This window comes from Streptomyces sp. NPDC100445 (assembly GCF_044759735.1).
Taxonomy (GTDB): Bacteria; Actinomycetota; Actinomycetes; order Streptomycetales; family Streptomycetaceae; genus Streptomyces.
Genome location: NZ_JBIVZV010000009.1, coordinates 266860 through 290928, shown reverse-complemented (window position 1 = coordinate 290928; position 24069 = coordinate 266860). Strand labels below are relative to the sequence as shown.

Annotated in this window: 17 protein-coding genes; 12 read left to right on the top strand and 5 right to left on the bottom strand. The window is 71.7% G+C overall.

What is annotated here, in order from left to right; genetic code table 11:
* The first annotated feature begins 266 nt into the window (after positions 1-266).
* From ACIQVT_RS22580 to ACIQVT_RS22570, 3 genes are all read left to right on the top strand, one after another.
* Positions 267-2411 (top strand): IucA/IucC family protein, encoded by a 2145-nt coding sequence (locus tag ACIQVT_RS22580; RefSeq protein WP_403756643.1) that lies wholly within the window; start codon positions 267-269, stop codon positions 2409-2411.
* A gap of 88 nt (positions 2412-2499) precedes the next feature.
* Positions 2500-3270: a GNAT family N-acetyltransferase gene (locus ACIQVT_RS22575; RefSeq protein WP_403756639.1), complete on the top strand. Its 771-nt coding sequence runs from the start codon at positions 2500-2502 to the stop codon at positions 3268-3270.
* A gap of 222 nt (positions 3271-3492) precedes the next feature.
* On the top strand, positions 3493-5481 hold the full coding sequence (locus tag ACIQVT_RS22570) for an ATP-dependent DNA helicase (protein ID WP_403756636.1): 1989 nt from the start codon (positions 3493-3495) through the stop codon (positions 5479-5481).
* Positions 5482-5806: 325 nt separating this feature from the next.
* Here ACIQVT_RS22570 and lexA read toward each other — a convergent pair whose 3' ends face one another.
* A complete protein-coding gene (lexA, locus tag ACIQVT_RS22565; RefSeq protein WP_121786538.1) occupies positions 5807-6586 on the bottom strand; it encodes a transcriptional repressor LexA in 780 nt (259 codons plus the stop codon).
* 561 nt (positions 6587-7147) lie between these two features.
* On the opposite strand from lexA, the gene nrdR reads away from it, so the two are divergent.
* On the top strand, positions 7148-7696 hold the full coding sequence (gene nrdR / locus ACIQVT_RS22560) for a transcriptional regulator NrdR (protein ID WP_403756631.1): 549 nt from the start codon (positions 7148-7150) through the stop codon (positions 7694-7696).
* Positions 7697-7861: 165 nt separating this feature from the next.
* Positions 7862-10765, top strand: coding sequence for a vitamin B12-dependent ribonucleotide reductase (locus ACIQVT_RS22555; RefSeq protein WP_403756628.1), 2904 nt, complete (start codon positions 7862-7864; stop codon positions 10763-10765).
* Between the two features lie 171 nt (positions 10766-10936).
* Here ACIQVT_RS22555 and ACIQVT_RS22550 read toward each other — a convergent pair whose 3' ends face one another.
* Entirely contained in the window at positions 10937-11470 is a 534-nt protein-coding gene (locus tag ACIQVT_RS22550) for a TerD family protein (protein ID WP_403756621.1), read from the bottom strand.
* A gap of 152 nt (positions 11471-11622) precedes the next feature.
* Between ACIQVT_RS22550 and ACIQVT_RS22545 the strand changes: the two genes are divergently transcribed.
* The 3 genes from ACIQVT_RS22545 to ACIQVT_RS22535 all read left to right on the top strand — a co-directional run bounded on the left by ACIQVT_RS22545 (position 11623) and on the right by ACIQVT_RS22535 (position 13957).
* Positions 11623-12228: a YdbC family protein gene (locus tag ACIQVT_RS22545; RefSeq protein ID WP_403756618.1), complete on the top strand. Its 606-nt coding sequence runs from the start codon at positions 11623-11625 to the stop codon at positions 12226-12228.
* Positions 12229-12379: 151 nt separating this feature from the next.
* The gene (locus ACIQVT_RS22540) at positions 12380-13039 is read left to right on the top strand and encodes a histidine phosphatase family protein (RefSeq protein WP_403756612.1); all 660 of its coding nucleotides are present in this window, start codon (positions 12380-12382) and stop codon (positions 13037-13039) included.
* Positions 13040-13051: 12 nt separating this feature from the next.
* Positions 13052-13957, top strand: a complete 906-nt coding sequence (locus ACIQVT_RS22535; RefSeq protein WP_403756609.1) for an ADP-ribosylglycohydrolase family protein — start codon at positions 13052-13054, stop codon at positions 13955-13957.
* Between the two features lie 358 nt (positions 13958-14315).
* On the opposite strand, the gene ACIQVT_RS22530 is transcribed toward ACIQVT_RS22535, so the two are convergent.
* The gene (locus ACIQVT_RS22530; RefSeq protein WP_403756605.1) at positions 14316-15866 is read right to left on the bottom strand and encodes an MFS transporter; all 1551 of its coding nucleotides are present in this window, start codon (positions 15864-15866) and stop codon (positions 14316-14318) included.
* A 186-nt stretch (positions 15867-16052) separates the two neighbouring features.
* Here ACIQVT_RS22530 and ACIQVT_RS22525 point away from each other — a divergent pair, with 186 nt between their 5' ends.
* The 3 genes from ACIQVT_RS22525 to ACIQVT_RS22515 all read left to right on the top strand — a co-directional run bounded on the left by ACIQVT_RS22525 (position 16053) and on the right by ACIQVT_RS22515 (position 18157).
* Complete coding sequence (locus ACIQVT_RS22525; RefSeq protein ID WP_403756602.1) at positions 16053-16676, top strand: TetR/AcrR family transcriptional regulator; 624 nt, start codon at positions 16053-16055, stop codon at positions 16674-16676.
* 81 nt (positions 16677-16757) lie between these two features.
* The gene (locus tag ACIQVT_RS22520; RefSeq protein ID WP_403756599.1) at positions 16758-17459 is read left to right on the top strand and encodes a ribonuclease HII; all 702 of its coding nucleotides are present in this window, start codon (positions 16758-16760) and stop codon (positions 17457-17459) included.
* A 68-nt stretch (positions 17460-17527) separates the two neighbouring features.
* Complete coding sequence (locus ACIQVT_RS22515) at positions 17528-18157, top strand: hypothetical protein (RefSeq protein WP_403756596.1); 630 nt, start codon at positions 17528-17530, stop codon at positions 18155-18157.
* A gap of 434 nt (positions 18158-18591) precedes the next feature.
* Here ACIQVT_RS22515 and ACIQVT_RS22510 read toward each other — a convergent pair whose 3' ends face one another.
* Together ACIQVT_RS22510 and ACIQVT_RS22505 are read right to left on the bottom strand one after the other, a co-directional pair.
* On the bottom strand, positions 18592-19212 hold the full coding sequence (locus tag ACIQVT_RS22510) for a hypothetical protein (protein ID WP_403756593.1): 621 nt from the start codon (positions 19210-19212) through the stop codon (positions 18592-18594).
* 268 nt (positions 19213-19480) lie between these two features.
* On the bottom strand, positions 19481-21646 hold the full coding sequence (locus ACIQVT_RS22505) for a RecQ family ATP-dependent DNA helicase (RefSeq protein WP_403756590.1): 2166 nt from the start codon (positions 21644-21646) through the stop codon (positions 19481-19483).
* Positions 21647-21777: 131 nt separating this feature from the next.
* Between ACIQVT_RS22505 and ACIQVT_RS22500 the strand changes: the two genes are divergently transcribed.
* Positions 21778-23313 carry a DUF4192 domain-containing protein gene (locus tag ACIQVT_RS22500; protein WP_403756587.1) on the top strand — a complete coding sequence of 512 codons (1536 nt, stop codon included), beginning with the start codon at positions 21778-21780 and terminating at the stop codon, positions 23311-23313.
* Positions 23314-24069 lie beyond the last annotated feature (756 nt).

Sequence of the window (24069 nt, the reverse complement as noted above, 5' to 3'; positions counted from 1 at the left end):
CGCCACCCGGCCTCCGACACCGGTACCGACACCGGTACCGGCCGGCGAGCCGTCACCCCGTCCCCTCACCCCGTGCCTCCCCCCTTCCCGGGCGTCCGGCCCGACGCCGTCCGCCGGTACCACCCGCACAGCCATCTCGCGCACGCTCAGCTCCCCCTCCCCGTAACCCGCCCGGCGCCGCGACGCCCGCCACCGCCCGACGGGCGCGGCGACCGGGCGGACGGCCGACCTGGCCACCCCGCCAACTCCAGCCCCGAGGAGCCGTCATGAACGCCGCACCCACTCCCGACGGCCACTCCGGCGCCCCCGACGAACCGGGAGGCTCAGGCGCCCCGGCCACACCGGTGCCGCGCACCGAGTCGGTCCCCCAGCAGAAGCGCCGGGACGCGGACCTCACCCGGCGGACGGAGCCCGGCGCCGACCCCCTGGAGAGCCCCGACCCCCGCATCGCGGCCCAGGCCGCCGCCGTCGAGAACCTCCTGCGCTGCTGGGTCCGCGAGACCGGCCTCACCGCCCCCATGACCGGCAGCCTCCACCTCCCGCTGCCCGCCAGTGCCACCGCCCTGACCGTGCCGGTCCGCTACTGGTCGCCGACGGGCTGGCACCGCTTCGGCCCTCCTCGTCTCGCCGCAGCTCCCGAGACCGCGCCGCCCGTCGACGCCGTCACCCTCGCGGCACTGCTCGGCAGGGAACCAGCCGCCGACCACGGTGGTGGCCCGCGCGCCGCTCGGCCGACCGCCGCAAGCCAGGGCGACGGTGGTGGCCCGCGCGCCGCTCGGCCGACCGCCGCAAGCAAAGGCGACGGTGGCGGCTCGCGCGCCGCTCGGCCGACCGCCGCAAGCAAAGGCGACGGTGGCGGCTCGCGCGCCGCTCGGCCGACCGCCGCAAGCAAAGGCGACGGTGACGGCCCGCGCACCGCTCGGCCGACCACCGAGGGCCCGGGGGACGACGACCTGGTGGCGCGGGTGGCCGACTCCGTCCGCCGCACCGCCACCTTCATCCGCCACCGGCGCGACCACCCCGCCGACGCCCCGGATCTCTTCCTCAGCGCCGAACAGTCCCTCCTCCTCGGCCACCCGCTGCACCCGACCCCGAAAAGCCGCGAAGGACTGACCGAGGCCGAGGCCGACCGCTACTCGCCCGAGCTGCACGGCTCCTTCCCCCTGCACTGGCTGGCCGTCGACCCCTCCCTCCTCGCGACCGACTCCGCCTGGACCGAACGTGGCCGTCCCGTCCCCGCCGGCCACCTCGTCCGACGGATCGCCGGGACCGGGCTGCCCCTGCCCGACGGCTGGACCGCGCTGCCGCTGCACCCCTGGCAGGCCCGCGAGGTGCGACAGCGCCCGCCCGTCGCCGCACTCCTCGACTCAGGGCTCCTGCGTGACCTGGGTCCTCTCGGCGCCCCCTGGCATCCCACCTCCTCCGTACGGACCGTCCACCGGTCCGGTGCCCCAGCGATGCTCAAGCTGTCGCTGGGCCTGCGCATCACCAACTCCCGCCGCGAGAACCTGCGCAAGGAACTCCACCGCGGAGTCGAGGTGCACCGGCTGCTGCGCACCGGCCTGGCCGAGCAGTGGCAGGCCGTGCACCCCGGCTTCGACATCGTCCGCGACCCGGCCTGGCTCGCCGTGGACGGCCCGGACGGCCTACCCGTGCCGGGTCTCGACGTGGTGATCCGGCACAACCCGTTCGCCCCGGCCGACGACGCGGGGTGTGTCGCCGGTCTGCTCTCTCCCCGCCCCTGCGCCGCGGAGACCACCACGCCCCCGCGTGGACGGACGGCCTGGCCGATGCGCTCCCGGCTGGAACGGCTCGTCACCCGGCTCGCCGCCCGCACCGGCAGGCCGGTCGGCGCCGTCGCCACGGAGTGGTTCCTGCGCTACCTGGAGCACGTCGTCCGCCCCGTGCTCTGGCTGGACGGTGAGGCCGGCATCGCCCTCGAGGCCCACCAGCAGAACACCCTGCTCCTGCTGGACCGGGACGGCTGGCCCGCCGGCGGCCGCTACCGCGACAACCAGGGGTACTACTTCCGTGAGTCCCGACGGGCCGAACTGGACGCCCGACTGCCCGGCATCGGTGAGCGCAGCGACACCTTCGTCCCCGACGAGGTCACCGACGAACGCTTCGCCTACTACCTCGCCGTCAACAACGTGCTCGGCGTGATCGGCGCCTTCGGCTCCCAGCACCTCGCCGACGAGCGACTGCTCCTCGCGGCTTTCCGCCGCTTCCTCACCGACCTCGCCACGGAACCCGCCCCGCTGCGCACCTCGCTGCCCGGCCTGCTGCTCGACTCACCCGTCCTGCGCTGCAAGGCCAACCTGCTGACCCGGCTGCACGGCCTGGACGAACTCGTCGGCCCGGTCGACACCCAGTCCGTCTACGTCACCATCGCCAACCCCCTCCATTCCTGAGCGACACCTCCGGACACACCCGGGCGGACCGCCTCGTCCTCCCGCACATCGCGGAACCCGACCACCCGTCTCCCGAGAGGAGCGCACCGTGCCTCCCACCGACGCCGGCGCAGCGACCAGCCCAGCCCCCGCCCACCCGGGCCCCGCCGGCCCCGGAACGGACGTCACGGACCCCCGTCACGCACGCTTCCGCGGGTTCACCGTCGAGGACGACGACCCTGACAGCGAGGACACACTGGACCTACGGCTGCCCGCCGACTTCCTCACCCTCTGCGCAGGGACGACGGCCGGTCCGCTCGACCGGCTCTCCGCCTGGGGGCCGGTCACCACCACGGCCGGCACCTTCCGGCTGACCCCCGTACGCATCGAGCTGGACCTGTCGCTCGTCCACGGCTGGATGAACGACCCCGCCGTCGCCCCCTTCTGGCAATTGGCCGGTCCCCGCAGCCGGACCGAGGACCATCTGCGGGCCCAACTGGCCGGCGACGGACGCAGCGTGCCGTGCCTGGGCGTACTGGACGGCACCCCGATGAGCTACTGGGAGATCTACCGCGCGGACCTGGACCCGTTGGCCCGCCACTACCCGGCCCGTCCGCACGACACCGGGATCCACCTGCTCCTGGGCGGCACCGCCGACCGCGGACGGGGACTGGGATCCGTGCTGCTCCGAGCCGTGGCCGACCTGATCCTCGACCGGCGTCCCGCCTGCGCCCGTGTGGTGGCGGAACCCGATCTGTGCAACACATCCTCCGTGTCCGCGTTCTTGAAGGCGGGCTTCCGGTACGCGGCCGAGGTCGACCTGCCTGCCAAGCGGGCCGCCCTCATGATCCGGGACCGGACTCTGCGCCATGTCCTGTAGTGCTCTGCCCGTAGCGCTCCTTCTGTAGCGCTCCGTCATCAAGCACTCACCATGAGAGACGAACGGCGGGATCGCGGTGTTCCCGCAACCGAAAGAATTTTCCTCCCCGTGGTCCGTCCCGCGGACCGCCCCCGTCACCCCAGGAGCCCCGGCCGTGATCCCGCCCCCCGCCTCCGCCACGAGACCACGTTTGTCAGTGCGGGGCCGTAGGGTGGTCGGGCTATGACGAAGCCCTCACTCCCCGAACTCCTGCATGCCGCCGTCACCGCCGTCGGCGGTACGGAGCGTCCCGGCCAGGTCACCATGGCCGAAGCCGTCGCCGAGGCGATCGACGACGGATCACACCTGCTGGTGCAGGCCGGTACCGGCACCGGAAAGTCGCTGGGCTACCTCGTGCCCGCGCTCGCGCACGGAGAACGGGTGATCGTCGCGACGGCCACCCTCGCCCTCCAGCGCCAGCTCGTGGAACGGGACCTGCCGCGCACCGTCGACGCCCTGCATCCGCTGCTGCGCCGCCGCCCGGAGTTCGCCATGCTCAAGGGCCGTTCGAACTACCTGTGCCTGCACCGGCTGCACGAGGGCATGCCGCAGGACGAGGACGAGGGCCTCTTCGACCAGTTCGAGGCCGCCGCTCCCACCAGCAAGCTGGGCCAGGACCTGTTGCGGCTGCGGGACTGGGCGGACGAAACCGAGGACGGCGACCGGGACGATCTCAGCCCGGGTGTCTCGGACCGCGCCTGGGCGCAGGTGTCGGTGTCGTCGCGGGAGTGCCTGGGCGCCTCGAAGTGCGCGTACGGCGCGGAGTGCTTCGCCGAGATGGCCCGCGAGCGCGCCAAGCTCGCCGAGGTCGTGGTCACCAACCACGCCCTGCTGGCCATCGATGCCATCGAGGGTGCCCCGGTGCTGCCCCAGCACGAGGTGCTGATCGTGGACGAGGCACACGAACTCGTCTCCCGGGTCACCGGCGTCGCCACCGGCGAGCTCACGCCCGGCCAGGTCAACCGTGCCGTGCGCCGAGCCGCCAAACTCGTCAACGAGAAGGCCGCCGACCAACTCCAGACCGCCGCCGAGGGCTTCGAACGGCTCATGGAACTGGCACTTCCGGGACGGCTGGAAGAGATCCCGGAAGACCTCGGCTACGCCCTCATGGCGCTGCGCGACGCAGCACGCACGGTCATCTCGGCGATCGGCGGGACGCGGGACAAGTCCGTCCAGGACGAGGACGCGGTCCGCAAGCAGGCGCTCGCCTCCGTGGAGTCGGTGCACGACGTGGCGGAGCGGGTCGTGAACGGCTCGGAGTGGGACGTCGTCTGGTACGAACGGCACGACCGCTTCGGAGCCTCCCTCCGGGTCGCTCCCATGTCCGTGTCGGGCCTGCTCCGGGAGAAGCTCTTCGCCGACCGTGCCGTCGTGCTCACCTCGGCGACGCTCAAGCTGGGCGGCGACTTCAACGGGGTCGGGGCCTCCCTGGGGCTCGGGCCGGAGGGCGTGGAGGGCGACGACCTGCCGAAGTGGAAGGGTGTCGACGTGGGTTCGCCCTTCGACTACCCCAGGCAGGGCATCCTCTACGTCGCCAAGCATCTGGCGCGTCCCGCCCGGGACGGTGACCGGGCCGACATGCTGGACGAGCTGACCGAGCTGATCCAGGCGGCCGGCGGCCGCACCCTCGGGCTGTTCTCCTCCATGCGGGCCGCCCAGCTCGCGGCGGAGGAGCTGCGCTCCCGGATCCCGGAGTTCCCGATCCTCCTCCAGGGCGAGGAGACGCTCGGTGAACTGATCAAGAACTTCGCGGCCGACCCGAAGACCTGTCTCTTCGGCACCCTGTCGCTGTGGCAGGGGGTGGACGTCCCGGGGCCCAGCTGCCAGCTGGTGGTCATGGACAAGATTCCCTTCCCGCGTCCCGACGACCCGCTGATGAGCGCGCGGCAGAAAGCGGTGGAGGAAGCGGGGGGCAACGGGTTCATGGCGGTGGCCGCGACCCACGCCGCCCTGTTGATGGCGCAGGGCGCCGGCCGGCTCGTACGGGCGTCCGGCGACCGCGGCGTGGTGGCGGTGCTGGACCAGCGGCTGGCCACCGCGCGCTACGGGGGCTATCTGAAGTCGTCCCTGCCGGACTTCTGGTACACCACGGACCGCAACCAGGTCCGCAGGTCACTGGCGGCGATCGACGCGGCGGCGCGACAGAGCGAGACGCAGACCGCGGCGACGTGAGAGTGGGGGGGGGGGGGGGGGGGGGGGGGGGGGCCCCCCCCCCCCCCCCCCCCCGGGGGGGGGGGGCGGCCGCGGCCCGCCCCCCCCCCCCCCCGGGGCCGGGGGCCCGTGCGGCGGGCGGGGGGGGGGGGCCGCGGGGGCGGGCCCCCCCCCCCCCCCGCGCCGGGGGGGGGGGGGGGGGGGGGGGCGCCCCCCCCGCCCCCCCCCCCCCCCCCCCCCACGACGGCAGCCGTGGATGCGGCTGCCCGGGCACAGGCAGGACCCCGGAACCGGCGCAGAGGTTCCGGGGCCCGGTCAGGGAGCGAGCCGGAGGGGCTCGCAGGCCTCACACGCGGCGCAGCACCGCGACGACCTTGCCCAGGATCGTCGCGTCGTCGCCGGGGATCGGCTCGTAGGCGGCGTTGTGCGGGAGGAGCCAGACGTGGCCGTCCTCGCGCTTGAAGCGCTTGACGGTCGCCTCGCCGTCGAGCATGGCGGCCACGATGTCGCCGTTCTCGGCGACCGGCTGGCGGCGTACGGTCACCCAGTCGCCGTCGCAGATCGCGGCCTCGATCATCGAGTCACCGACGACCTTCAGCACGAACAGCTCACCGTCGCCGACCAGCTGGCGGGGGAGAGGGAAGACGTCCTCGACGGACTCCTCCGCCAGGATCGGACCACCGGCCGCGATCCGGCCGACCAGCGGGACGTACGACGCGGCGGGCTTGCCGGCGGTGTCCGTGGGCTGCACGGTCACGGCCTGGTCGGAGCCGCGTACCTCGTACGCGCGCGGGCGGTGGGGGTCGCGACGCAGGAAGCCCTTGCGCTCCAGTGCCATCAGCTGGTGGGCGACCGAGGAGGTGCTGGACAGGCCCACGGCCTGGCCGATCTCCCGCATCGACGGTGGGTAGCCCCGCCGCTGCACAGAGTCCCTGATCACCTCGATCACCCGGCGTTGCCGGTCGGTGAGTCCCGAGCTGTCCGCCCGGATGCCGGGAGGTCGGCCCGGCAGGGAGCGCTTGTGTCCCTCGGGATTCGTCACTTCGTTCATCACGTGCACCGGCTCGACTCGGCCCTGGGAGCGGTCCTGGGCGGTGATGGTGGCACTGTCTGCGGTGGTGGTCACGGCGGCCCCTCTCGATGGTCTCCCTGCTGCACAACGGTAGTTGCTTTCGAAAGGTTGCGCCAAACACACGTTCGAGTGAAAAAGTGCGTTTCGCGTGACGCCATCGTGTGTCTAGGTGTATGGGTCTTGCGGCGTTCGACGGACAAAAGCGCCCATTGCTGTACTCTTCACGGCCGGGGCCCCGACCTTCTGGGCCGCGCCCCAGTCTGCCATCCGGAACGTTCCGGTCCGGGATGCGGGGCCCGTCTGTGTCGGACGGGCGGTGTCCTCTCTCGTGCGGCGCCCACGCTATCCCGTGTGCGTCACGGCGGCACGGGTACGTGTGCGGGTGTCCCGCCGGTTGTCACCGGTGCGTGGCCCCCCACCCTTCCTCGCGACACGCGCCCCTGCCTGCTTCTCTGCGCCAATCCCCACATCTAGTGGTTGGATGGCTACAGCAGCCCACAAGTTGTGGTCCCCCGGGTCTGAGACGGCTTCGCCATCGCCTATGCTTAGGGCTGCTTCGCGGGGCCTCTGGGCCCGGTGAGGTCCATGAGACTGCTGTGAGGAGGGTTGGAGAGCATGCACTGCCCCTTCTGTAGGCATCCCGACAGCCGCGTGGTCGACAGTCGTACGACCGACGACGGCACGTCGATCCGCAGGCGCCGCCAGTGCCCCGACTGCTCCCGTCGTTTCACGACCGTGGAGACGTGCTCGCTCATGGTGGTCAAGCGGTCCGGGGTCACCGAGCCGTTCAGCCGCGCCAAGGTGATCAACGGCGTCCGCAAGGCGTGCCAGGGTCGGCCCGTCACCGAGGACGCGCTCGCCCAGCTCGGCCAGCGGGTCGAGGAGGCGGTGCGCGCCACCGGGAGCGCCGAGCTGACCACTCACGACGTGGGGCTGGCCATACTCGGACCCTTGCAGGAGCTCGACCTCGTCGCCTATCTGCGATTCGCCTCCGTCTATCGGGCGTTCGACTCGCTCGACGACTTCGAGGCCGCGATCGCGGAACTGCGGGAGGCCACACGGGGCCCCGCGGACGACGCGGACCCGGGAGCGGTGGACCGGGAAGCAGACGGCGGGCCGGACGGGACCACCCCGGTCCCGGCGCCCGCCCACGCCGCCGACTGACCGGCGGGCCGGAAACCGGGAGGAGACCCGGATTCCGGCCGGGAGGCGGCCGACAAAGACCTGTCACGGGTGGCAGATGAGGGAGCCCGCGACACACGACAGAACACCGTGCCACGGGAACATTCGGGGCACTTCAGGGCGTTTTGCCCGTATCAGGGAGGCGGCATGACAGAGACGGCGAGCGGTCCGGCACGAGGTTCCCGAGCCAAGGGCGGCAAGGCGGGGAACAAGGGGCTGCACATCGAGCGCATCCACACCACCCCCGGCGTGCATCCGTACGACGAGGTGAGCTGGGAGCGCCGTGACGTCGTCATGACCAACTGGCGCGACGGCTCGGTCAACTTCGAGCAGCGTGGCGTCGAGTTCCCCGACTTCTGGTCGGTGAACGCGGTCAACATCGTCACCAGCAAGTACTTCCGGGGCGCCGTGGGCACCCCGCAGCGCGAGGTCAGCCTCAGGCAGCTGATCGACCGCATCGTGAAGACGTACCGGAAGGCCGGTGAGGATTACAAGTACTTCGCCTCGCCCGCCGACGCCGAGATCTTCGAGCACGAGCTGGCCTACGCCCTCCTGCACCAGATCTTCAGCTTCAACAGCCCCGTCTGGTTCAACGTCGGCACCCCGCAGCCCCAGCAGGTCTCCGCCTGCTTCATCCTGTCCGTCGACGACTCCATGGAGTCGATCCTCGACTGGTACAAGGAAGAGGGCATGATCTTTAAGGGTGGCTCCGGCGCCGGCCTGAACCTCTCCCGCATCCGCTCCTCCAAGGAGCTGCTCTCCTCCGGCGGCAACGCCTCCGGCCCGGTCTCCTTCATGCGCGGCGCCGACGCCTCCGCCGGCACCATCAAGTCCGGTGGTGCCACCCGGCGCGCCGCCAAGATGGTCGTGCTCGACGTCGACCACCCCGACATCGAGGACTTCATCGAGACCAAGGTCAAGGAGGAGGAGAAGATCCGCGCCCTGCGCGACGCGGGCTTCGACATGGACCTGGGCGGCGACGACATCACGTCCGTCCAGTACCAGAACGCCAACAACTCGGTCCGGGTCAACGACGAGTTCATGACGGCGGTCGAGAAGGGCGGCAAGTTCGGCCTGCGGGCCCGCATGACCGGTGAGGTCATCGAGGAGGTCGACGCCAAGTCCCTCTTCCGCAAGATGGCGGAGGCGGCCTGGGCCTGCGCCGACCCGGGCATCCAGTACGACGACACGATCAACAACTGGCACACCTGCCCCGAGTCCGGCCGGATCACCGCGTCGAACCCGTGCAGCGAGTACATGCACCTGGACAACACGTCCTGCAACCTCGCCTCGCTGAACCTGATGAAGTTCCTCAGGGACGACAGCGAGGGCCACCAGTCCTTCGAGACCGAGCGCTTCCAGAAGGTCGTCGAGCTGGTCATCACCGCGATGGACATCTCCATCTGCTTCGCGGACTTCCCGACCCAGAAGATCGGCGAGAACACCCGCGCGTTCCGCCAGCTCGGCATCGGCTACGCCAACCTCGGCGCCCTGCTGATGGCCACCGGCCACGCGTACGACTCGGACGGCGGCCGCGCCCTGGCCGGCGCCATCACCTCCCTGATGACGGGCACGGCCTACCGCCGTTCCGCCGAGCTGGCCGCGGTCGTCGGCACCTACGACGGTTACGCCCGCAACGCCGACGCCCACAACCGCGTCATGAAGCAGCACGCCGACGCCAACGGCACGGCCGTCCGCATGGACGACCTGGACACCCCGGTCTGGGCCGCCGCCACGGAGGCCTGGCAGGACGTGGTGCGTCTCGGTGAGCGCAACGGTTTCCGCAACTCCCAGGCGTCCGTCCTCGCCCCGACCGGCACCATCGGTCTCGCGATGTCCTGCGACACCACCGGCGTCGAGCCCGACCTCGCGCTGGTCAAGTTCAAGAAGCTCGTCGGCGGCGGCTCGATGCAGATCGTCAACGGCACCGTCCCGCAGGCCCTGCGCCGCCTGGGTTACCAGGAGGAGCAGATCGAGGCGATCGTCGCCCACATCGCCGAGCACGGCAGCGTGATCGACGCCCCCGGCCTCGCGCACGAGCACTACGAGGTGTTCGACTGCGCCATGGGCGAGCGCGCCATCTCCCCGATGGGCCACGTCCGCATGATGGCCGCGATCCAGCCCTGGATCTCCGGCGCCATCTCCAAGACGGTCAACATGCCGGAGACGGCGACCGTCGAGGAGGTCGAGGAGATCTACTTCGAGGCCTGGAAGCTGGGCGTCAAGGCGCTCGCGATCTACCGCGACAACTGCAAGGTCGGCCAGCCCCTCTCCGCGAAGACCAAGGAGAAGGAGAAGACCGAGGTCACGGAGAAGACCGAGGCGGCCATCCGCGAGACGGTCGAGAAGGTCATCGAGTACCGCCCGGTCCGTAAGCGCCTTCCCAAGGGCCGCCCGGGGATCACGACCTCCTTCACGGTCGGCGGCGCCGAGGGTTACATGACGGCCAACTCCTACCCGGACGACGGTCTCGGCGAGGTCTTCCTGAAGATGTCCAAGCAGGGCTCCACCCTCGCGGGCATGATGGACGCCTTCTCCATCGCCGTCTCCGTCGGTCTCCAGTACGGGGTGCCGCTGGAGACGTACGTCTCGAAGTTCACCAACATGCGCTTCGAGCCGGCCGGCATGACGGACGACCCCGACGTGCGGATGGCGCAGTCGATCGTCGACTACATCTTCCGCCGCCTGGCGCTGGACTTCCTGCCCTTCGAGACGCGCTCCGCGCTCGGCATCCACTCCGCCGAGGAGCGTCAGCGCCACCTGGAGACCGGCTCGTACGAGCAGTCCATCGAGGACGACGAGGTCGACGTCGAGGGCCTGGCCCAGTCGGCGCCGCGCGCCCAGGAGCTGAAGGCGGTCGCCACGCCGAAGGCCGAGACCGGTGCGGCCGAGCCCGCCCCGAAGCAGGCCCACACCAGCGCCGAGCTGGTGGAGATGCAGCTGGGGATCCAGGCCGACGCCCCGCTGTGCTTCTCCTGCGGTACGAAGATGCAGCGCGCCGGTTCCTGCTACATCTGCGAGGGCTGCGGCTCGACCAGCGGTTGCAGCTGACCCGCGGCCGTAAGGGGAGCTGACACGTAGTCCCCGGTGAGGAAGGGGCGCCGGCCACAGGCCGGCGCCCCTTCCTCACCATCGGTCCCGTGCATGAGTGGGGGCCGAGGCCCATGGCGGCCATGGGTAAGGGGCGCCCGCAATGGCCGGCGCCCCTTACCCGCCACGGCCTCAGGACCGGCGTGCCCGTCCCATGACCTGGGTGAAGGTCGCCGGGTCCTCGTCGAAGCCGTGCACTCCGGGACGCAGACCCCACTCGCCGGATCCGTCGCGCACGAACTCGGCGATCGTCGCGGACGTCGCCCCGAGGACCGATCCGAAGTCGTCCTCCGCGAGGACCGTGTACCCCTCCCGCACGCGCATCGCCGGATTAAGTACGTCGGCGAACGTCTGGTGGCCGGACCGCTGCTGGATGACGACACCCACCACCACGCGCGCGTAGCGGCTGTCGAGCCGTTCCAGCTCCAGCATCATCACCTCGTCCCAGCCGAAGCCCCTGCCGTCCGTGCTGTCTCGGTTGAGGAAGATGGTGCCGTCCGGCGAACGGCTGTCGAAGTGCACCAGATAGTCCGGAGTCCCGTAAGCGTCCGCCGACACGAAGGTCGCGGCGATGATGTCGAGATCGGTCGGCGGCCGTCCCGCCGGACTGGGATCCCACTTGAGCGCGATCTCGGCCTTGCGGATTCCCTTGCTGAAGCCGGTCACCAGGCTCCCCCTTCCCCCCGTGGCTCGCTCGCCCCCAACTCCCTCGAGTCGGACGCCTTTTGTCCATCGTGCCACGTGCGTGGGGGCGCACGCCCGGGCGTTGTCCACCAGAGCGTGACCAGCGCCACGCCCGGTGGCCTTACGATGGCGCGGTGCTGGTCAAGTGGATTCGCTGCACCGTGGTCGACCGCCGCGGTTTCGAGCGCGGGCAGCGGAAGTGGGCGGGGCTTCCGGGGGAGCCGGGTTTCCGGGGACAGGGCGGGGGCTGGAGCCGGCAGCGGCCGGGCGTGGCGCACGTCTTCGCCTTCTGGGAGAGCCGCGCCTTCTACGACTCCTTCATGGCCCGCTCCCATGACCGCCTGGCCGCCGCCCAGTCCGGCACCTTCAAGGACGCGCAGGTCAGACTGTTCGAGTACCGCTTCGACGTGAAGACGGGCTTCGAGCCCCGCTTCACCGACGCCGACCTCGTCCGGGTGGCGCTGTGCCGGATCCACGAGGAGCGCGTGGAGCACTTCACGCTCATGCAGGAGAAGGTCTGGAACCCGGCCATGGCCGGGTCGCCCGGCATGATCCGGGGCATGTTCGGCGAGGCACCCGAACAGGAGTTCCTCATCCTTTCGATGTGGCGGTCGGCGGCCGAGCACGGCAAGTACCGCACCGAACGCATCGAACGCCTGGCCCTGCGCGCCCAGACCGACGCGGACGTCGCCGCCCTCTCCGGCGACATCGTCGAACTGGAGCCGTCCTGGACGGTCTGATCCCGCACCGGCCGGCCCGGCGACCGCGGGCGCGGTCGGTGAGGGCCGTATCGTCGCCACGGAGGCGCCCGCGGCGCGGAAATATGTGACGTACGCCGTATGGAGCCCGTACGAGTGCTCGGCCGTCCGCCGTTCGATCTAGGGTTTCGGCATGGCACGACCACGGCGCATCGTCCTTGTCCGGCATGGGGAGTCGACCGGCAACATCGACGACTCCGTGTACGAACGCGAGCCCGACCACGCCCTCGCGCTGACCGAGCGCGGTCGGCAGCAGGCCGAGGAGACCGGGGGGCGGCTGCGGGAGCTCTTCGGCGGGGAACGCGTGAGCGTGTACGTCTCCCCGTACCGCCGTACGCTCGAAACGCTCCGCGCCTTCCACCTCGACCCCGACCTCATACGCGTCCGGGAGGAGCCGAGGCTCCGTGAGCAGGACTGGGGGAACTGGCAGGACCGCGACGACGTACGCCTCCAGAAGGCCTACCGCGACGCCTACGGCCATTTCTTCTTCCGCTTCCCGCAGGGCGAGTCCGGCGCCGACGTGTACGACCGGGTCGGCGGTTTCCTGGAGAGCCTGTTCCGCAGTTTCGAGGCACCCGACCACCCACCGAACGTGCTCCTGGTGACCCACGGGCTGGCGATGCGGCTGTTCTGCATGCGGTGGTTCCACTGGACGGTCGCCGAATTCGAGTCGCTCGCCAATCCGGGCAACGCCGAGATGCGGATGCTCGTGCTCGGGGACGACGGCAGGTACGCACTCGACCGGCCCTTCGCGCGCTGGCGGGAGCCGGTGCCGTACTGGGTCAGCGGATAGAGTGGCCGAGCGATGACCGCTGACTCCTCTTCCCTCGAGCGCTTCGAGCGCGCCTCGGCGAGCCTGCGCGGACTGGCCGTGGGGGACGCGCTGGGCTCCCAGTTCTTCGTCCCGGTGAACTACCCCCTGTTGAAGCGCCGGGAACTGCCCCCGGAGCCCTGGCGGTGGACGGACGACACGGAGATGGCCTGCTCGGTGTTGGCCGTCCTCGCCACCCACCGGCGCATCGACCAGGACGCGCTCGCCCGCTCCTTCGCCGAGCACCACGACTTCGACCGGGGGTACGGTCCGGCGGTCACCCGCCTGCTGCGTCTGGTCCGGGAGGGCGGGGACTGGCGCGAGCTGGCCGCCGGCCTCTTCAACGGCCAGGGGTCCTGGGGCAACGGCGCGGCCATGCGGATCGCCCCCCTGGGCGCCTGGTACGCGGACGACCCCGAGCAGGCGACCCACCAGGCGGAGATCTCCTCCTACCCCACTCACCAGCACCGGGAGGCCGTGGTCGGAGCCATGGCGGTGGCTGCGGCAGCCGCTCTGGCCGGCTCGCCCGGAGGCCCGCCCCGCCCCGAGGCGCTCCTCGACGGCGTCATCGCGCTCGTACCGAGGAGCGCCGTCGGCCAGGGTTTGCGCCGCGCCCGGGACATGCTCGACTACGGCGACCCGGGCACCGTCGCGGCCGTGCTGGGCAGCGGACGCCGTACGACCGCGCACGACACCGTGCCCTTCGCGCTGTGGTCCGCCGCGCGGGCCCTCGGCGACTACGAGACGGCGTTCTGGACGACCGCCCAGGTGGGCGGCGACGTGGACACGACCTGCGCGATCGTCGGCGGCGTGCTGGCCGCGAGCAAGGCCGGGGCGCCGCCCGCCGAGTGGGTGCGGCGCACGGAGGCGCTGCCGGACTGGGTGCCCGCGGGGCTCTGACGATTCGTCCTCGCGCCCTGGCCGCGGGAAACACTCCGTGTCCGACGGGAACTCTCTGTGATCGACGCTCGTTCCTCCTGTGACCGCCGCGTACCCGCGTTTCTGGGAACCGGGGCGGACGGCGGCGGGAACCGACACGAGGGGGAGGGGCGCGATGGCGCAAGTGCTGCCGGGGCCGTTTCCTTGGCCAGCCGGGCCGCTGCTGATCCTGGCATGTGCGCTGGTGTCCCTGGTGCCGGTGCCACCGGCGTTCCCGCTGCCCTGGGCACTGCTCTGGCGGCCGACCGGCCCGCCGCTCGCGTCGGTCGTCACCGGGCGACGGTCCGGCCGGCCGCGACGCGGCTCGGTGCGGCTGCGGTCAGCCGATGCCCGGGGCCGCCACACCCGCGAGGGAGTCGAGATCACTCCTGCGGACCCTGATCACCAGCCAGGCGGTGAGGAACGCGAGCACGGCCATCGCCGCGGCCGGGACGAACGCGGTGGAGATGCCGTGGGCGAGCACCTCGTGCCCCCAGGGCGCGGGCAGCTGGTGCGTCCTGGCGAACTGCGCCTTCTGCTCCGGCGAGCCGTCGGCGAGGAAGTTCGGCAGCTGCTTCTTCGCCTCGTCCTTGCTCGCCGTACCGAAGACGGTCGTCAGGATGGACAGGCCGAGCGAGCCGCCGACCTGCTGCATGGCGTTCAGCAGTCCCGACGCCGCGCCCACCTCGTGCGGGGCGACGCCGGACACGGCGGTGACGGTGGCCGTCACGAAGTTCAGGCCCATGCCGAAGCCGAACACCAGCAGGGGGCCCAGCACTCCGCCGACGTAGGTGCTGTCGGGGCGGATGAACGTCTGCCAGGTCAGCCCGATCACCACGAACGCCGAGCCGGTCATCATGAACGGTTTGGGGCCGAAGGCGGGCAGGAAACGCTGGGACAACCCCGCCCCGATCGCGATCGCCAGGGTCACGGGGAGGAAGGCGACACCGGCCTCGATGGCGCTGTAGCCGAGCACGTTCTGCACGAACAGCACGATGTAGAAGAACATGCCGAACATCGCCGCGGCCAGACTGAGCATGATCACGTACGTGCCCCAGCGGTTCCGGTCGGTGAACATCCGGAGCGGGGTGATCGGCTCCTTCGCCCGCCTCTCGGTGAGGACGAAGGCGAGCAGCAGTACGACGGACGCGCCGAACGAGCCGAGGGTGAGGCCGTCGCGCCAGCCCGCCTCCGCGGCGCGGATGAACCCGTACACGAGGGCGGCCATGCCCGTCGTCGAGGTCAGCGCACCGGTGAGGTCGAAGCGTCCCGGATGTCGCCGGGACTCGTTGATGTACAGCGGCGCGAGCGACGCGATCAGCACGCCGATGGGCACGTTGACGAACAGCACCCAGCGCCAGTCGAACCAGTCGGTGAGCATGCCGCCCGCGAGCAGCCCGATGGCGCCACCGCCGGCGGACACGGCCGCGAACACGCCGAAGGCCCGGTTGCGTTCGGGGCCTTCGGGGAAGGTCGTCGTGATCAGTGCCAGCGACGTGGGCGACGCGATCGCGCCACCCACGCCCTGCAAGGCCCGCGCGGCCAGCAGTTGCCAGGGTTCCTGGGCCAGTCCGCCCAGCAGGGAGGCGAAGGTGAACAGCAGGATGCCGGCCATGAACACACGGCGACGGCCGAGGATGTCACCGGCCCTCGCGCCGAGCAGGAGCAGCCCACCGAAGGTGAGCGTGTAGGCGCTGACCACCCAGGTGAGGTCGGTGGTGCTGAACTCCAGAGCGTCTTGAATGTGCGGGAGCGCGATGTTCACAATCGTCGCGTCGAGTACCACCATGAGTTGGCAGGCCGCGATGACCGTGAGCGCGATGCCGGGGCGCCCCTCCCGGCGGGCCGTGCCCGGTTTCCTGTCGTCATCGAGCAGCTGAGAGGTCGTCACCACGGTTCCCCCATCCAGACTTTAGTGAACGCTCACGTTCACTGTCGGGCCCACGGTAGTGAGTTCCTGACAGTGAACGCAAGCGTTCACTCAAGAGTGTGCCGCGCCGCGCGTCCCCCTTGGTCGCGCCGTGGCGCCCGCCGGTACCGCAATGCCCGCTCCCCCCTGCACGCTGGAGACAGACAGATGGCAACCTCGCGCTGGACGGCCGCGCCCGCTCGCACGGCCTCCCCCCGTCGGCGCGGCGCGGTGCTCGAGCACGCGATCCTCGACGCCGCTCTGGAGCAGTTGGGCACGGTCGGCTGGAAGGGGCTGACCATGGAGGGTGTCGCGGCCGAAGCCCAGACGGGCAAAGCCGCGCTCTACCGCCGCTGGCCGTCCAAGGAGGATCTGGTCGCCGACGCCCTGGTGTCCGGGCTGCCCCGCCTGGAGGCGGCTCCCGACCTCGGGAACGTTCGCGAGGACCTGCTGGCACTGTGCCGTCAGGTGCGGCAGATCATGTTCTCGCGCCCTGGCATCGCGCTCCGCGCAGTCATTCACGAATGCGATCAGCTGCACACGGAGCGCTTCGAGGGAGTGATCGTGGGCAATGTGGTGGAGCCGACCGTCGAGCTTCTCCGTGCGGTCATCATGCGTGGGATCGGGCGTGGAGAGGTCCGCTCGGACGCGGCCGACGGATATGTTCTCGACGCCGTCCCGGCCATGATGATGTACCGATCGAAAATGTGCGGCAGCGAATGGAGTGATCGAGAGCTGGAGGAGATGATCGACCGGCTGATGCTCCCGCTGCTGCGCCCCTACGGGGCCTGATCTCCTGCTTCCGCGGTCCCCGTGCGCGACGGGCGGACCGGGTGTCGCACGGCGATCCCGGCGGCGTACGCTAAGGACGCCATGCCGTACGAACCGCCTACCCACACCGTCGAGCGCTCGCTGCGCGCCACGACCGGAGCGAAGGTCATCGCCGGTGTCGACGAGGTGGGGCGCGGCGCCTGGGCCGGACCCGTCACCGTCTGCGCGGCGATCACCGGGCTTCGCCGGCCGCCCGAAGGTCTGACCGATTCCAAGCTGCTGACGATCAAGCGGCGCACGGAACTCGCCGAGATACTCCGGACATGGGTGACCGCCTATGCGCTGGGGCATGCTTCCCCCGAGGAGATCGACGCCCTGGGGATGACGGCCGCACTGCGGCTCGCCGCGGTCCGCGCCCTGGACGCCCTGCCGGTCCGCCCCGACGCCGTCATCCTCGACGGGAAACACGACTACCTCGGCGCTCCCTGGCGGGTTCGCACGGTGATCAAGGGGGACCAGTCGTGTGTGGCCGTCTCGGCCGCGTCGGTGATCGCCAAGGTTCAGCGCGACAAAATGATGGCCGAACTGGCCGTCGAACATGCAGACTTCGGTTTCGCGGACAACGCCGGGTATCCGTCGCCCGTGCACAAGGCCGCACTGGCGGAGCGGGGGCCCACCCCGCACCACCGTTTGTCGTGGGCGTATCTTGATGCGTTGCCCCAGTGGCGGCACCTCAAGAAGGTCCGCAGCTGGGCGGACGGAGGCGTTCCGGAAATTGAGGGTCAGCTCGGCTTCGATTTCTGACGGTTCCGCTCGCACTGGTGTGCCACCCGGTCACCCGCGCCGCACGAATGTTTGATAAAAATCAGTTCATGCCTCTCATTCCCGAGGAGCCTCAGATTCACGAGAGTGCCCAGGGTCCCCGCGCCACTCCGGCCAGTGGCCGTACCGCGCCGACCCCCCGCCCCGTACCCGGCCCCCGTCCCGCGGCTCCGTCCCGCCCCGGTCGTCCCGGCCCTCTGCGGCCCACGCCGCCGGTGCAGCGCACACCGCGTGACGCGGCTCCGTCCAAGCCGGCCCCGTCCGGTCCGTCCGTTCCCGCCGCTGCGGGGACCCCGCAGATCCAGCTGATCCCGGCCTCCCCCGAGGGTGCGCTCGACGCCGCCGACGAGGCGGTGGACCTGCTCCTCGACTCGGGCCGCGCCCCCGGTGACGTGCTCGTGATCACCACCGGTGCCCAGCACCCGTGGGCGGAGCACGAGTTGACTTTCGGCGAAGCGTCCTACTGGGCGCAGCACGATGCCGGCGACGACGTCTTCTACGCGGACGCCGCCGTGGCCTCCCGTGCCGCGACCCGTCCGGTGGTCGTCGTGGCCGTCAACGGAGGCCCCGCCTCCGTCGCCGGCACCGCACTGCCGCTCGCCCACTCCCGGGCCGGTGCCCTGCTGATCGTCTGCGGCGACCCGCAGACGATCAACTCGGTGCTGGGCGTCGGCGTCTGAGTCGCGTCCGGCACCACGGGGAACCGCGGTGCCGGAGAAGCCGCCCCGGCGTAACCCGCACGGTGCGGCTTTCGGCATGTCCGGGGCCGGGCGACGGCTGACAGTGACGCCTGACGTCGCGCCTCCTGCCGGGCGGTGCGCCGCGGGCTTCGCCGGTCGAGCCGGAACATCCACCCGGGCCGCAGCACGTCACCGGAGCCGCGCAGGCGCCTACCGCAGGACGGGCACGGTCCGCGGTGGCACCGGCGCGATCCGGGCCTGGACATCGTGGGGCACCGGCGGTTGTGCGCCCGTGCCTTGTCGGTGCCGCACGCGTAGGCGACTGGCGGGTGGTGCCGTGGACATCGCGCCGCTCCAGCCTCTCGCCCTACTGGTCCCGCGCCTCGACCGGGCTCGCCGAGACTCCTCCCGAGTCCCGGCCGTGCCCGCGCCGTTCAGCGTGCCGCGGCGCGGCGCAGGATCTCGGAGACCGGTCCGCCGGTGCGCGGGGCGAGCGGCGGGGCCTCCGACGTCGCGAAGGGTTCCGGAGCCGAGTGCGCGTGCGGATGGCGCCCGCCGCGTCCCTCACCGAGCACATGCCAGCCCTCCTGCGTCAGCGTGATGTACGCCCCGCAGCGCAGCCCGTGCAAGGTGCAGGCGTCGCGCAGCCCCCACATCCACGCGCCGTCCTCCTCCGTCCAACGTCCTTCGCCGTCACGGCAGTAGAGGAGGACGGCCGTACGTACGGGGGTCCGGCGGCGCAGGTCGTGCGGGATCACCCGGCGCAACTGGGCGAGCAGCGCGTTGCGGAACATCCAGCCGTCCGCCTGGGACGGACGGTGCGTGAACGAGGCACTGGCCCGCAGCCGCTCGTCCGGATCGAGAACCGCCACGATCGCCGTGGACGGTCGCGGGTGGTGGCGGGCGTGCAGCCCGCTGACGACCTCACGGGGGTTGCGCAGCAGAGGAATCCCCGCGGCGGCCCACTCCGCCGGCTCGAGCAGACGGCTGGCGGAAGCGGCGGACGCGGACGGCGACAAGGAGGCCGCCGAGGACGAGGCGAATCCGAAGGTCACGTTCCTCCCTTCGGCTACGCGCCCATACTGCGGGCGAGGTCGGATTCAAGGGGAGCGCGCACCGCAGGGGAAGCCCAGCCTGATCACGGACGAGCCGTGCGGGGAGCGGACCTCAATTCTTCCTGTCGAACTTGGTTGCGGCAACGAGCAATTGGGACCACCGACTGTTATCTGCTGGTGCGTGGCTTATATCCCTACCCAAAGGCAGGACCGGCGACGCCTGAGGCACCCGCCTCCGCCCGGCAGGCCCGCGACGGCCTGCCGGCGGTCAGCCCTGGACGGCGAGGACGAGCGGTAGGACACCCTGCGCACCGGACTTCCGGAGCAGGCGGGCCGCGACCGCCAAGGTCCAGCCCGTCTCCGTGAAGTCGTCGATCAGCAGGACGGGCCCGCGGGCCTCGGCGAGGGCCGACGCGAGGGCGGGCGGCACCGTCAACGCCCCGTCGAGCGACTTCAGCCGCTGTGCACTGTTACTGCGCGGCACCCGGGGCACGTCTCCGGCGTACTCGACCGTGCCGAGCAGCGGAAGTCTGCCGACCTCCGCGATCCGGGCGCCCAGCGAGTGGACCAACCGGGGCCGGCCGCGCGAGGCGACGGTGACCACGCCCACCGGCCGGGACGGCGCGTCGGGCGCACCCGAGGCCCAGCCCCCGGGTCCTCTGGCCCAGTCGGCCAGCACGTCCACCACGGCTCGCGCCACGTCGTCCGGGACATCGGCGTCCGGTGTCTGCGGGGCGAGCAGCGGACGCAGCCGGTTGCCCCAGCCGATGTCCGACAGACGTCCCAGGGCACGCCCCGGCGAAGCCTGCTCACCGGCCGGGATGCGTCCCTTCAGGTCGACGCCGATGGCCGGGAGACCGGTCGGCCACATGCGACGGGGCTCCACCTCCACACCGGCTCGGCCGAGGTCGGTCCGTGCGGCGTCCAGGGCCGTCGTGGACAGGTCGGCGCCGAAACGCGGGCCCGCGCAGTTGTCGCAACGGCCACAGGGCTTGGCGGCCTCGTCGTCCAACTGGCGCTGGAGGAACTCCATCCGGCACTCGGTGGTGGCCGCGTACTCCCGCATCGCCTGCTGCTCGGCCGCGCGCTGCCGGGCCACCCACGCGTAACGCTCGCTGTCGTACGACCAGGGCTGCCCGGTCGCGATCCAGCCGCCCTTGACGCGGTGCACCGCTCCGTCCACGTCGAGCACCTTGAGCATGCTCTCCAGGCGGGAGCGCCGCAGCTCGACCAAAGGCTCGAGCGCGGGCAGCGACAGGGGTCTTTCGGCCCGACCGAGGACGTCCAGGGTGCGCCGGACCAACTCCTCCGAGGGAAAGGCCAGCGAGGCGAAGTACTGCCAGATCGCCTCGTCCTCCTTGCCCGGCAGCAGCAGGACCTCCGCGTTCTCGACACCGCGGCCGGCACGGCCCACCTGCTGGTAGTAGGCGATGGGGGAGGACGGCGAGCCGAGGTGGACGACAAAACCGAGGTCGGGCTTGTCGAAGCCCATGCCGAGCGCCGACGTCGCGACCAGGGCCTTGACACGGTTGGCCAGCAGATCGTCCTCGGCCTGCTGACGGTCGGCGTTCTCCGTCTTGCCCGTGTACGAGGCGACCGTGTGACCGCGCTGCCGCAGGAAGGCGGTGACCTCCTCGGCCGCGGCGACGGTGAGCGTGTAGACGATGCCGGAGCCCGGCAACTCGTCGAGATGGTCGGCGAGCCAGGCCATCCGGTGCGCGGCGTCCGGCAGCGGCAGCACGGCGAGTCGCAGGCTCTCCCGGTCCAGCGGTCCGCGCAGCACCAGCGCGTCCGAGGCACCGCCCGTACCGAGCTGCTCGGCGACGTCCGCGGTCACCCGCGCGTTGGCCGTGGCCGTGGTGGCCAGCACGGGGACGCCGGGTGGGAGATCACCGAGCATGGTGCGCAGCCGTCGGTAGTCGGGGCGGAAGTCGTGGCCCCAGTCGGAGATGCAGTGGGCCTCGTCCACGACCAGCAGCCCGGTGGCCGCGGACAGCTTGGGCAGGACCTGGTCGCGGAAGTCGGGGTTGTTCAGCCGTTCCGGCGACACGAGGAGCACATCCACGCCGCCGGCCGCGATCTCGGCCTGGACGTCCTCCCACTCCTCCGTGTTGGCGGAGTTGATGGTGCGGGCGTGGATGCCGGCCCGCGCCGCGGCCTCCACCTGGTTGCGCATGAGCGCGAGCAGGGGCGAGACGATCACGGTGGGCCCGCTCCCTCTGGCCCGCAGCAGCGAGGTGGCGACGAAGTACACCGCGGACTTGCCCCATCCGGTGCGCTGTACGACCAGGGCCCGGCGTTTGTCGGCGACCAGTGCCTCGATCGCCCGCCACTGGTCCTCGCGCAGCCGGGCCGCGCCCGAGGCATTCCCGACGAGCCGGGCGAGGACGGTGTCCGCCTCGGCCCGGAGATCCGCGTTGTTCGTGTGCTCCATGCGTCCCATACAACAGGACGGGACCGACAACCGGCCGAGTCTGTGGACAACGGTCGCGCTCTTGTCGTGTCCCTGCTTCGACTTATCCACAGGCTCAAACGGGATTTCCCGATCCGCGAGATCGTCGGCGCATGACGAATCACAGCGAGACCACCGGCCCCTTCGACAGCAGCGGAATCCCGCGTCAGCGACCGTCGATCGCGTCGGCCGAACAGACCACCCAGGTCACCCTGCGCACCCCCGCGGAACTGGCCGACGCCCTGCCCTACCTGCTCGGTTACCGCCCGGAGGACAGCATGGTGCTGGTCGCCCTGCACGACCACGCGGGTCGGGGCAGGTTCGGCGGCCGCGCCCGGCTCGGCATTCCCGCACAGGAGGAGGACTGGCCGGCCGCCGCACGGCAACTGGCCCGCGGGCTGGTCACCGGCAGCGAGCGGCGCGGCACCCGACCCGAACGCATGGTGGCCTACGTCTGCCAGGAGCCGGGGCCCGGGGAGTCCGGCCGGGACGTCAAACGACGGCTCGGCCGGCTGGCCCATCTGCTGCGCACCGAGTGCGGCAGCCTCGACGTGCCGGTCATCGAGGCACTCTGCGTCTCGGACGGCCGCTTCTGGTCGTACTGCTGCCCGGTCGAGGGTTGCTGCCCCGAGGACGGTTCCCCGATGGGCCTGCCCGGCACCTCGGTGCTGGCCGCCGCGGCCACCTACGCAGGCCTTCAGGTGCGCGGCACGCTCAAGGAACTGCATGTCCGGCTGCGGCCCTGGGAGAGCACCGCGGCCCTGGAACAGGAGGTCGCCCTCGACACGGTCGGCATGAGTCTGGTGCCCCGCATCCTGGACGAGACGTCCCGCCCGGGCGTCGCGCACGAGACCCTGGACCTCGCCGAGCGGATCATCCACCGTTACGCCTCCGCGGCGCCGGTCTCCGGCACGCACCCGGCGGACGTGCGCGACGACGAACTCCTCGCGAACGACGAGGCGGCCACGCTGATCCTCGGACTCCAGGACCGCACGACCCGGGACCAGGCCGCCGCCTGGATGGAAGGAGAGGAGGCCGGTCCGGCTCTCCGTCTCTGGCGCGCCCTGGCCCGCCGCTGCGTCGGACCGTACGGCGAGCACGCCGCCGCGCCCCTGACCCTCGCCGGCTGGGTCGCCTGGTCGACGGGGGACGAACTGGAAGCTCGGGAGGCACTGGCCATGGCGCTCGGCGCCGATCCCGACTACCTCTTCGCGCGCCTGCTGCACCAGGCGTGCAACGAAGGACTCGACCCCGAGTCGATCCGCCGCTGCCTGCGCGCGGAGAGCGCGGAGCGAGTGGCGCTCGCGCCGCACGCCACTCCCACGGAGTCCGTCAAGACCCCGATGCACGGGCTCCCGCCCGGCTCGGCGACGGACACCGACGAGGCCGCCTCCAGCCCTCGCACGGGCACGCACCGCCGGCGCCGCGCTCGATCCGCTTCCGGTGACGGGAGTCGTCCCACGACCCGGGCGACCTGTGGTCGGCGCCGACCGGCCGACTCCCGTCCCCGTTCGTCCGCTCCCGAGTCCACCCGGCCCGGCACCCGCGCCCCGAGCGCGGCACGCACGCGCACGGCGGGCACCGGCGACACCGCGACCAGTGGGACCCCGGCGGAAGGCGGAAGCCCGGAACCCGAGGTCGACGGATGACCAGCGGCCGGGACACGGGCGGATCGGCAGCCGACTTCCCGGCGAAGGACGGCACTCCGCCGGCCCTCGGCAGCGAGGGCGCCGTACGGAACCGGTTCGGGATGTCGTCGCCGCCCCGCGCCGGAGGAACGACGGTGTCCGGCGGATGTGGCGGGTGGTGTCAGGGGCGTCCGGTCGAACCCGCAGGCGTCGTCCGGCTCCGGGGAGAGCGCGGGCGGGGCGGCGGGGGACTGATCGGGCCTGGGCGGGCTTCCTGGCCTTCGCTCATGTGTGACCGGGGCACCCGGCCGCCGACCCCGTTCGCCCAGGCCTGCGGGCGCCCGGCGGTGTCCGCACAGCCCCCTGGTATTCGGACTCGCTTACGAAGCGGCGGGCGTCTTGACGCGCTCGCACGACGCTGTGGGCGTCCGGTCGCGTCAACACCGTTCCTCCGAGGTGGGACCGTGTCCGCGGAGCAGGGTAGGTCTCCGGTGGCGCCCACACCCCACGAGCGCCGTCCGGCCGTGTCCAGGCGGTCCGTCCGCCGGTCGGTGACGTCCATGCTGTTCGACCGCCGTCCGGCCGTGATCGAGCGGCCGGAGCGGAGCCCGGCATTGTCCACGCCGTGCCACCGGCACCGAGACGGCTCGGAGCATCCCCGCCGCAGGTGTTCGACGTCGTTGGCGTGGCCCTCTCATCGCGGTGCGAAGCTCCCAGGCCTGCTCGTGCTCGCCTTCATGACCGGCCTCACCCACCTGTTGGGCCTGCTGGGCCTAC